9 protein-coding genes are annotated in these 10,496 nt (G+C 70.6%); 3 read left to right on the top strand and 6 right to left on the bottom strand.

Translation table 11 applies throughout. The features are described 5' to 3' along the window. The 4 genes from NON00_RS18215 to NON00_RS18200 all read right to left on the bottom strand — a co-directional run. The coding region (locus NON00_RS18215; protein WP_370688737.1) for a hypothetical protein at positions 1–362 on the bottom strand (362 nt) is incomplete at its 3' end. 9 nt (positions 363–371) lie between these two features. Then, positions 372–1,556 (bottom strand): acyl-CoA dehydrogenase family protein, encoded by a 1,185-nt coding sequence (locus NON00_RS18210; protein ID WP_256024017.1) that lies wholly within the window; start codon positions 1,554–1,556, stop codon positions 372–374. Positions 1,557–1,568: 12 nt separating this feature from the next. After that, positions 1,569–3,701 carry an acetate--CoA ligase family protein gene (locus NON00_RS18205; protein WP_256024015.1) on the bottom strand — a complete coding sequence of 711 codons (2,133 nt, stop codon included), beginning with the start codon at positions 3,699–3,701 and terminating at the stop codon, positions 1,569–1,571. A gap of 1 nt (position 3,702) precedes the next feature. Beyond that, positions 3,703–4,473 (bottom strand): enoyl-CoA hydratase/isomerase family protein, encoded by a 771-nt coding sequence (locus tag NON00_RS18200; protein ID WP_256024012.1) that lies wholly within the window; start codon positions 4,471–4,473, stop codon positions 3,703–3,705. Positions 4,474–4,674: 201 nt separating this feature from the next. Here NON00_RS18200 and NON00_RS18195 point away from each other — a divergent pair, with 201 nt between their 5' ends. Further along, positions 4,675–5,643, top strand: coding sequence for a tripartite tricarboxylate transporter substrate binding protein (locus NON00_RS18195; protein WP_256024009.1), 969 nt, complete (start codon positions 4,675–4,677; stop codon positions 5,641–5,643). 21 nt (positions 5,644–5,664) lie between these two features. Here the strand turns inward: NON00_RS18195 and NON00_RS18190 are convergent, their stop codons facing one another. Both NON00_RS18190 and NON00_RS18185 read right to left on the bottom strand, forming a co-directional pair. Beyond that, positions 5,665–6,294 carry a TetR/AcrR family transcriptional regulator gene (locus tag NON00_RS18190; RefSeq protein WP_256024006.1) on the bottom strand — a complete coding sequence of 210 codons (630 nt, stop codon included), beginning with the start codon at positions 6,292–6,294 and terminating at the stop codon, positions 5,665–5,667. Positions 6,295–6,367: 73 nt separating this feature from the next. Then, complete coding sequence (locus tag NON00_RS18185; RefSeq protein ID WP_256024004.1) at positions 6,368–7,699, bottom strand: aminotransferase class III-fold pyridoxal phosphate-dependent enzyme; 1,332 nt, start codon at positions 7,697–7,699, stop codon at positions 6,368–6,370. 271 nt (positions 7,700–7,970) lie between these two features. On the opposite strand from NON00_RS18185, the gene NON00_RS18180 reads away from it, so the two are divergent. Both NON00_RS18180 and NON00_RS18175 read left to right on the top strand, forming a co-directional pair. After that, the gene (locus NON00_RS18180) at positions 7,971–9,533 is read left to right on the top strand and encodes an ABC transporter substrate-binding protein (RefSeq protein WP_256024002.1); all 1,563 of its coding nucleotides are present in this window, start codon (positions 7,971–7,973) and stop codon (positions 9,531–9,533) included. 13 nt (positions 9,534–9,546) lie between these two features. Then, positions 9,547–10,494 (top strand): ABC transporter permease, encoded by a 948-nt coding sequence (locus NON00_RS18175; protein ID WP_256023999.1) that lies wholly within the window; start codon positions 9,547–9,549, stop codon positions 10,492–10,494. Positions 10,495–10,496: the final 2 nt, after the last annotated feature.

Raw genomic sequence — 10,496 nt, 5'->3', positions numbered from 1 at the left:
GCCATGCCGGTCACGCCCCCGGCCTCCAGCCGCGCGGCCCCGCCCCAGGCGATGGTCGCGCAGGCCTCGCCCGCCACCAGCGCGGCGGCGATCCCGGGCCGCTCCGGCGCCAGGGCGCGCGCCAGCAGCATGGTCTCCAGCAGCGGGAAGGCCAGATCCCCGGCCCCCGCCGCCGCCAGCACCGGCACGGCGAAGGGCAGGCCCAGGCCGAGGCCACCCACCGCCTCCCCGGCCAGCACGCCGGGCAGCCCGTCCTCCGCCAGCCGCGCCGCGCGGGCGCGGTGCCCGAGCCCCGCGCAGGCCGCCACGGCCCGCGCCGCCGAGGCCGCGAATTCCGCCGGGTCCAGGCCGGCCTCGCTCATCTCCATGGCTCACTTCCCCCTGGGCAGTTGCAGCACGCGGTCGGCGATGATGCCGAGCTGGATCTCGGTGGTGCCGGCATAGATCGTCTCGGCGCGGGACTTCAGGTAGAGCCCCTGGAAGCGCCGCTGCGCCGCCTGCACGAAGGGCGCGGCACCAGGGCTGGCCTGCGAGAGAAGCTCCAGCGCCAGGCTGGCGAAACGCTGATGCGCCTCGCTCCAGTGCAGCTTCATCAGGCTGCCGCGCGCGCCGATCGCCTCCCCCGCCACGAGGCTCCGCACCACCGGCTCGACATGGCCCTTCACCATCTCGATCTCCATCACCGTGGTGGCGATGCGCTGGCGGTAGGAGGCATCCTCCAGCAGCGGCGCCAGCGCCGCATCCTGCCGGCAGGCGGCGACGAGGTGGCGCAGCTCGTTCTCGAAGCGCCAGGCACGGTACATGCGGTTGGTCGCGCGCTCGATGGAGAGGACGCGCAGCGCCGCGGTCCAGCCCTCATCCGGCGCCCCCAGCGCATCCTCCGGCGCGACGCGCACATCGTCAAAAAAGACCTCGGCGAAATGGTCCTGGCCGTCGATCTGCATGATGGGCACGACGCGGATGCCGGGGCTGTCCATCGGCACGGCGAAAAGGGCGAGGCCCTTGTGGCGATCCTCCACCGGGCCGGTGCGCGCCAGCAGCAGGCAGCGCTGCGACTTGGCGGCGCCGCTGGTCCAGATCTTCTGGCCGGTGACGCGCCAGCCCGCGCCATCGCGCCGGGCGCGGGTGCGCAGCCCGGCCAGATCGGAGCCCGCTTCCGGCTCGGAAAAGCCCTGGCACCAGATCTCACGCATCTCCAGGATCGGCGGCAGGAAACGGCGCTTCTGCTCCTCCGTGCCGATGGCGAGAATGATCGGCCCCGCCAGTTCCTTGGAAATCGAGCTGACGCTTTCCGGCAGGGCGAGGCGGCCGATCTCCTGGTTGGCGATCAGGTGCTCGCGCAGCGTGCGGCCATGGCCACCATAGGCCCGCGGCCAGGTGATGCCGGCCAGGCCCGCGCGGTGCATCGCCGCTTCCCAGGCGATGCATTGCGCGAGGCCCGGCGGCGCATGGCCCGGCTGGTCGGCCAGGAAGCCCGGCGGCACATGCGCGCGCAGCCAGTCCCGCGCCTGCTGGCGGAAGGCTTCGCCCGTGAGGTCCGGCGTCATGCCATCCATGGGATGCTCCTGTCAGGCCGCCGGCGGGGCGGGCACGATCAGCGCGTCCAGCGCCACGGCACCCTGCCCTTCCGGCAGCAGCAGCAAGGGGTTGATGTCGATCTCGGCCACCTGCCCGGCATGGGCGGCGGCGAAGCGGGAGAGCGCGGCGATGGCGCGGGCGGCGGCGGGCAGGTCCGCGCGGGGCCGGCCGCGCGCGCCGTCCAGCACGGGGAAAGCCTTGAGGGCGCGCAGCATCTCCAGCGCCTCGCGCTCATCGACGGGGGCGGGGCGGATGGCGGCATCCTGCAGGATCTCGGCGAAAATGCCGCCCAGCCCCACCAGCACGACCGGGCCGAAGACCGGGTCCCGCCGCGCGCCCAGGATCAGCTCCGTGCCGCCGCGCCGCATGGGCGAGACCAGCACGCCAGCGATGCGCGCGCCCGGCGCCTTCTGCCGCACCCGCGCCAGCATGGCATCATGCGCCGCGGCCACGGCCGCCGCATCGCCGAGGTCGAGCACCACGCCGCCGACCTCCGTCTTGTGCGGCAGATCCTCGGAGACGATCTTCAGCACCACGGGGAAGCCCAGCCGGGAAGCGGCCTCGGCCGCTTCCCGCGCGCCGGAGACGATGATCTCGGACAGCACCGGCACGCCGGCGGCGGCGAGGGCCTGCTTGGCGCCGTGCTCGTGGCGCAGCGCCTCGGCCGGCAGGGGCGCGGCGGGCGGCAGGGGCGGCGGCGGCGCGGGAAGCTGCCGCGCCTCCGCCAGGCCACACAGCCCGCGCAGCGCCAAAGCCGAGGCATCCACGCCATCCACGACGGGAAAGCCGAGCGCCGCCAGTTCCTCCACCGCATCCTGCGGGCCGTGGACAGAGAGCAGCACGACTTTATCGGGGTAGCGCGCGCGGATCTCCCGCAGCGTCCGCATGAACACAGTGCGCAGGCGCGGGATGTAAAGCGAGGAGGAGAGCAGGAGAAGCAGGGCGTCGCACTGCTCATCCTCCAGGATGGCGGAGAGGATGCCGGAGAGGATGTCGGGCCGGCTGCCCATCTGCGCCGTCGCATCCACGGGGTTGCGCGGCGCGGCATAGGGCACGATGTCCAGGATGCGGCGCTGCGTTGCCTCGGAGAGCGCGGGCAGTTCCAGCCCCGCGGCGCTGGCGGCATCGGCCAGAAGCACGCCAAACCCGCCTGAGGCCGTCAACAGCACGGTGCGGCGGCCGCGCGGCAGGCGCTCCGTCCCCAGCACGGCGGCGGCATGACCGAGATCGAGCAGCTGTTCCACACTGCGCACGCGCCAGACGCCGGCCCGGTGGAACACCGCGTCAAACACGGCATCAGACCCCGCCAGCGCCCCGGTATGGGAGGCGGCGGCGGCCTGCCCCGCCTCCGAAGCGCCGATCTTCAGCACCACCACGGGCTTGCCCGCGCGCCGGGCCTCCTCGAAAGCGGCGATCAGGCGCGGCGCGTCACGGCAGGTCTCCAGGCAGCAGAGGATGACGCGCGTGGCCGGATCGCGTGCCAGCCATGCGATGCCGTCAGCCACGTCCACATCGCACTCATTGCCGGTGGTGATGAAGCGGCTGATGCCGATGCCGCGCTCACGCGCCAGCAGGGCCGTGAAGCTGCCGAGATTGCCGCTCTGCGAGATGATGCCGAGCGGCCCGGCCGGGGGCAGGCTGCCTTCCAGGACAATCGAGAAGGTGGCGATGGACTTCTCGGCGATGGAGAGCGCGCCGAGGCAATTGGGGCCCAGCACGCGGATGCCGCTGCGCCGCGCCGTCTGGCGCAGGCGGTCCTGCAAAGCCTCGCCCTCCGCGCCAAGCTCGGAAAAGCCGGAGGAAAAGATCACAGCAGCACGCACGCCTTTCGCCGCGCAGGCTTCCAGGGCCTCCGGCGCGGCCTCGGCCGCCACGGCGATGATGGCGAGGTCCGGCACCAGCGGCAGGGCCTCGACCGAGGGATAGGCGGGCAGGCCCTGCACCTCGGCGGCGCGCGGATTGACCGGAAGGATGGCGCCCGGATAGCCGAAACGCTGCAGCAGATGCACCGGCCGCCCGCCGATCTTCGTCGGATCCTGCGAGGCGCCGATGATGGCGATGGCATTGGGCTGGAGGATGGCGTCCAGCCCGGCGCCGATGGGCCTGCGCGGCATCGCCGTCATGTCAGCGGCCCTTGAAGACGGGCTGGCGCTTCTCGATGAAGGCCATGCGCGCTTCCTTCGCATCCTCGGTGCGGGAGAGCGCGACGGTAAAATCCTGCTCGAAGCGATAGGCGTCGCGCTGCGGCATCAGCTCGACCATATTGGCCGAGTTCTTGGCATACCGGATGGCCAGCGGACTCTTGCCGGCGATGCGCGCGGCGAGGCGCATCGCCTCGGGCAGCAGATCCTCCGGCGCGGTGCAGGCCTCGATGATGCCGCGGCGATACAGTTCCGCCGCCGTCAGGCGCTCGCCCGTATACATCATCATCCGCATGGTGGAGCGGCCGAACAGGGTGTTGAGCATGGCGCCGCCCCCGGCCAGGCCGACATCGATCTCCGGCATGCCAAACACGGCGTTCTCCGAGGCCAGGAAGATATCGCAGGCCGCCATCAGCCCCAGCCCGGCGCCGAGCGCCGCGCCATTGATCGCGGCGATGACGGGCTTGGCGCATTCCCGGATGGCATTGCCCGTCTCGCGGGTGACGCGGTTATGGGCACTGAAGGCCCCGGTCCTGCCGGGGTCCGGCCGGTCCTTCAGATCGGCGCCGGCGCAGAAGGTCCTGCCAGCGCCGGTCAGCACGGCAACGCGGATATCGTCACGCTCCGCCACGGCATCGAAGGCCTCGATCACGGCATCGCGCATGGCGCGGTTCAGGGCATTGACCGGGGGGCGGTCAAGGGTGACCAGGGCAATATGCTCCTGCACCTCGACGCGCACGATGGCATCGGACATCTTCGTTTTCTCCCATCGGACCAACGGATTATGCCTTTTCCTGGCACTGTCCGACCGGTCAGTCCGCGAACGCTAACACCGCACCGGCACGGCTGGCAACATGGCTCTGCACGGCAACGCCCATCCATTGACCGATCGGTCAGCGGGAGACTAGGCTCGGTGCCAGAGCCGGGCGGAGAGATCCGGCGAAGGAGGAGACCCATGCCCCATCTGCCTCGGCGCGCGCTGCTGGCGGCGGCGGGCGCCGGCCTGTTCGCGCCGGCCATCGCCCGAGCCCAGGGCGCGCGCAGCATCCGCTTCGTCGTGCCCTTCGCCGCCGGCGGGCTGACCGACCTCGTCACCCGCATGGTCGCGCAGCACATGGCGCAAAGCCTGGGCCAGACCATCATTGTGGAGAACAGGCCCGGCGGGAATGCCATCATCGCGGCGGAAGCCGTGGCGCATGCGCCAAAGGACGGGATGACGGTGCTGGTGGGCGGTACCGCCGGCCTGCCGCTGAATGTGCTGATGCGCCCGAACCTGCCCTACAGGCTGGAGGATTTTTCCTCCGTCGCGCTGCTCTTCGATGGTCCGCTGACCCTGACCACCCATGCCGGCCTGCCACCCACCGATATCGCCAGCTTCGTCGACTATGCGCGGGCCCAGCCGCATCCGCTGCGCTATGCCACCAATGGCACGGGCAGCGTCGGCCATCTCTTCGGCATCCTGCTGGCGGAGGCGATGGGCATCCGGTTGACCGATGTCGCCTATCGCGGCAATGGCCCTTCCACGACGGATCTTCTCGCCGGCCTCATCGAGATCAGCGTCGAGGCGCCGACCACGACGCTGGAGCATGTCCGCGCGGGGCGGCTGCGCCTTCTCGGCCTCTCCGCAAGCGAACGCGCGCCGCTGCTGCCCGAGGTGCCGACCTTCCGGGAAGCCGGATATCCGCAGCTCGTCACCTCATTCTGGACGGGGCTTCTGGTGCCGGCAGGCACGCCGGCCGGCATGATCGCGCGCCTCAACGCGGCGGCCAGCGCGGCCATGCGGAGCGAGCCCATCCGCCAGCGGCTGACGAGCGAGGCCCTGCGCCCCCTCCACGGCGCGCCCCTGCTGCTCGACGAGCAGATGCAGCGCGACCGCGAGCAATGGGGCCGCATCATCACGGAGCGCCGGATCACCCTGGAATGACGCCCGCGCCGCCCTTCCCTGTCAGGCAGCGGGCGGCGGCGCCTTCAGGCCGTGGAAGATCATGTCGAAATAGCTCTCGGCGATCTGCACCGCCGACGAGCCCTTTTCCGGCTTGTACCAGCGGTGCATCCAGTTCAGCGATGAGAGGATGAGGCGCCCGGCCATCGGCACGTCCACCGCACGGATCTCGCCCGCCTCGACCGCCTCCGCCAGGACTTGCCGGAGCAACCCCTCATAGCGGTCGCGCCACATGATGCGCTCCTTCTGCCGCCGCGCCTTCGGGTCGTTCCAGAAGGAGGAGGTGGAGGCGATCCAGGCCCAGCGGTAGCGCTGGAAATACTCCGCCGTGGCGGTCATGAAGGCGCGGATGCGCAGGCTCGGCGCGGCATCCTGCGGGATGCGCGCCGTCACGAACTCGCACAGTTCACGCATCGAACCGAGCGCGATGCGGGCGAAGATCTCGTCCTTGTCAGCGAAGTGGTGGTAGAGCAGCGACTTCGAAATCCCGCAGGCATTGGCGATGTCGCGCATCGAGGTGCCGTCATAGCCCGCCGTCGCGAAAAGCCGCGCGGACTCGCTCAGGATCTGCAGGATTCGCTCGGTCGGCTCAGACACCGCCGACGCCGGCAAGCTGGGTGCGGCACGCGCCATGAGGGACCTCCTGGAAGAGCGGCCATATTGACCGCTCGGACAGGGCTCCGCAACACCGCAGCCGGAACCGGCCTCAGGCCAGGCCGGCGCAGCGGCGGATGGTCTCGGTGATGCGGCCGATCCCGTCCTCGCCGATGATCAGCGGCGGGGAGAGAACCAGCGCCTCGCCCACCGCGCGGATCAGCACGCCCGCCTCGAAGCAGGCCGCGGCGATGGCCCGCGCGCGGGCCGGGCCGCCGCCCGCCGCCGCGCCGAACTCGATGGCGCCAAGCAGGCCGATATTGCGGATATCCGTCACCCCCGGCACGTCGCGCAGCGCGTGCAGCGCCTCCTCCCAGGGCGCGGCCAGGGCGGCGGCGCGCTCGAACAGCCCTTCTTCCTGATAGACCTCCAGCGTGGCGATCGCCGCCGCCGCCGCCAGCGGATGGCCGGAATAGGTGTAGCCATGCATGAACTCGGTCACCCCCTCGGGCTGAGCCAGCAGGCCCTCCGCCACCCGCGCGCCGACCAGCACGCCACCCATCGGCACGGCGCCATTGGTCATGCCCTTGGCGCAGCAGATCAGGTCCGGCACCACGCCGAGCGCCTGGCTGCCGAAGGGCGCGCCCAGGCGGCCGAAGCCCGTGACCACCTCGTCGAAGATCAGCAGCAGGCCGTGGCGGTCGCAAATGTCGCGCAGCCGCTCCAGATAGCCGCGCGGCGGCACCAGAACGCCGGTGGAACCCGCCACGGGCTCAATGATCACGGCGGCAATGGTGGAGGGGTCCTGCGCCTGCAAAATACCCTCCAGCGCATCAGCGAATGCAACCCCGCCCTGTTCCGGCCGGCCACGGCTGAAGGCGTTGCGCAGCGGATCATGCGTGTGCGGCAGATGCGAGACGCCGGGCAGCAGCGGGCCGAAATGCTTGCGCTGCGGCCCGATGCCGGCCACCGAGAGGCCGCCGAAATTCACCCCATGATAGCTGCGCTGGCGGCCGACCAGCTTCACCCGCTGCCCCTCGCCGCGGACGGCATGGTAGGCCAGGGCCAGCTTCAGCGCGGTGTCCACCGCCTCTGAGCCGGAATTGGTGAAAAAGGCCTGGGAGAAGCCCGGCGGCGCCACGGCCACCAGCCGGTTGGCATAGTCGAAGGCCGCCGGATGGCCGAGGCCGAAGGAGGAGGCAAAGTCGAGCTGCCCCGCCTGGGCGCGGATCGCCGCGACAATGCGCGGGTGGGTATGGCCGGCATTGACGCACCACAGCCCGGCGATGGCATCGAGGATGCGCCGGCCATCCGGGGCGACATAGTGCAGCCCCTCGGCGCGGGTGACGAAACGCGGCGCCTGCTTCCAGGCGCGGTTGGGGGTGAAGGGCATCCAATAAGCGCCGAGATCGTTCGGCGGGGTGGCGAAGGCGAAGTCGTTCATGCTCGGGCCATCCGGTCGGCGGGGCGGGCCTGTGGCGCGCACCACATGGTTTTTTCAGCACTATGATGCATCCCAGAGACCACATGTGGCCGGGCCTTCCACCGCATCGTGCCCGCACGGGCATTGTGAAAATAGGCAATGACGGAAAGATGGGCCTTGAGGCTCTCGGGGAATCGCGGCAGCATGTTTGCACTTTGGATTATCGAAGTCCATATTAACCCCGCATCCCGGCTGGCCCCGCCCGCCGGCCCCGGACGAGAAGGGTCGCTGCATGAAGACCGGTGTTCTCCTCGCGGCCCTCGCCGCCACGGCCCTTGCCGCCCTGCCGGCGCGGGCGCAAAGCCCGGCCCCGCCGCTGCGGGCCTCGCTCAATTCGGACATCCGTGGCACCCAGCCCGGTGGAAACCGCGACTTCAACACCGACACCGTGCTGATGCATGTGGTGGAAGGCCTGGTGGCGCTGGATGAACGCGCCTCCCCTGTCCCGCTGCTGGCCGAAGCGGTGGAGATCGCCGAGGATGGCCTCTCCTACCGCTTCACGCTGCGCCAGGGCGTCACCTTCCACAATGGCGCGCCGCTCACCTCGGCCGAGGTGCTGTGGAGCCTGCGCCGCTACCTCGACCCGGCGACGCAATGGCGCTGCCTGCCCGACCTCAATGGCAGCACCGGCCTCGCCCGCATCACCGCGCTGGAAGCACCCGATGCGCGCACGGTGGTGATCCGGCTGGAGAAGCCCGCCGCGCTGCTGCTCGCCACCCTGGCGCGGCCTGATTGCGGTGGCACCGGCATTCTCCACCCGGATTCGGTCGCTGCTGATGGCAACTGGAAAAAACCCGTCGGCACCGGCCCCTATCTGCTCGGCGAGTGGCGGCGCGGCCAGTATATCGAGCTGGAGCGCTTCGCCGGCTATGCCGCGCTGCCCGGCCCGCGCAACGGCTTCGCCGGCGGCAAACAGGCCCTGATGCCGCGGCTGCGCTTCGTCGTCATCCCGGATTCCTCGGCGGCCAAGGCGGCACTGCTGGCGGGCAATATCGATGTCATGTCCGATGTCGCGGCGGCGGAATTGCAGGAACTGCGCGCACGCCCCGGGATCGCCGTGCTGGCAGCCCCCACCATGGGCATGAGCGGCCTGCTGATGCAGACGCGCGACCCGCTGCTGAAGGATGCGCGCATCCGCCGCGCCATCGCCCTTTCGCTCGACGTGCCGGAGATGGTCGCCGGCATCGTCGGCCAGGATGCGCCGGCCAATCCCTCGCCGCTGCCGGTCGCCAGCCCTTATCACGACGCGGCGCAGGCACGGTACCCGGCGCGTGACCTCGCCCAGGCGCGCCGCCTGCTGGCCGAGGCCGGTTATCGTGGCCAGCCCATCCGTCTCGTGACAACGCGGCGCTATCCGAATGTCTATGACGCCGCCCTCGCCGCCCAGGGCATGGCCGCCGAGGCCGGACTTCGCATCGAACTCGACGTGCTGGACTGGGCGACGACGCTCGACCGCTACAGCCGCGGCGACTACCAGATGATGTCCTTCATCTACTCACCGCGCCTCGATGCCGCGCTGTCCTACGAGATGATCACCGGCCCCAAGGACACGCAGCCGCGCAAGGTGTGGGAGGAGCCACAGGCCCTCGCCCTGCTCCAGCGCGCCATGTCCACCACGGAGGCGGGTGAGCGGCAGCGCATCTTCTCAGCGCTCTACAGCCTTTTCATGCAGCAGGTGCCGATGATCGTTCTGTTCAACCAGGTGGACTACGCCGCCGTGCGGCAGGATGTGCGCGGCGTGCAGCCCTGGGCCTCCGGCCAGCTACGGCTGTGGAACGTGGCGCGCGGCGGCTGAGGGAGGCATACAGATGACCCTTGCCTATGCGCTGCGGCGCCTTGGCATGGCGGTGCCGACGCTGCTGCTCGTCGCCATCGCCGTCTTCGCCCTGCTGCGCCTCGTGCCGGGGGATCCGGCGCAGATCATGCTCGGCGATGCCGCCGATCCCGCGCAACTGCAGGCGCTGCGCGAAAGCATGGGGCTCGACCTGCCTTGGCCGGTGCAGTTCCTGCGCTGGCTGGGCGCGGCGCTGCGCGGCGATCTCGGCCTCTCGCTCGCCAATGGCCAGGCGGTGCTGCCGCTGATCCTGGAGCGCTTCCAGGTCACCGCCGGCATCGTGCTGCTGGCCGTGGCGCTGGCGGCGCTGCTCGCCATCCCGCTCGGCACCCTGGCCGCCTGGAAGCAGAACAGTGCGCTCGACCTCGCCGTGGTGGGCGGCGCCACGCTGCTGCTCTCCATCCCCTCCTTCTGGCTCGGCCTGTTGATGCTGCTCTTCTTTGGGCTCAAACTCGGCTGGGTGCCGGTGGTCGGCTATGTCGGCTTCAGCGAGGATGCCGCCGCCGCCCTGCTCTACATCGCCCTGCCCGTTCTCACCCTGGCACTGATCGAAACCGGCGTCCTGACGCGCATGGCCCGCGCCGCGGCGATCGACGTGCTGCGCCTCGACTATATCGCGCATGCGCGCTCCAAGGGCCTGCGGGAATCCACCGTGCTGCGCCGGCACGTGCTGCCCAACGCCTTCGCGCCGACGCTGACGCTGCTTGGCATCGTGCTTGGCAATCTGCTTGGCGGCATCGCGGTGATCGAGACGGTCTTCACCCTCCCCGGCCTCGGCCGGCTGATGGTCGATGGCATCTATGCCCGCGACTATCCGGTGGTGCAGGGAACGATGCTGTTCACCGCGACGATCTACGTGCTGGTGAACCTGCTGACCGACCTGCTCTATCCCTTCTTCGACCCGCGCGTCACGGCGGAGTGACC

Source organism: Roseomonas sp. GC11, assembly GCF_024437745.1.
Taxonomy (GTDB): domain Bacteria; phylum Pseudomonadota; class Alphaproteobacteria; order Acetobacterales; family Acetobacteraceae; genus Pseudoroseomonas.
The sequence above is the reverse complement of the archived record's forward strand: the minus strand, read 5'-3'. Positions and strand labels throughout refer to the sequence as shown.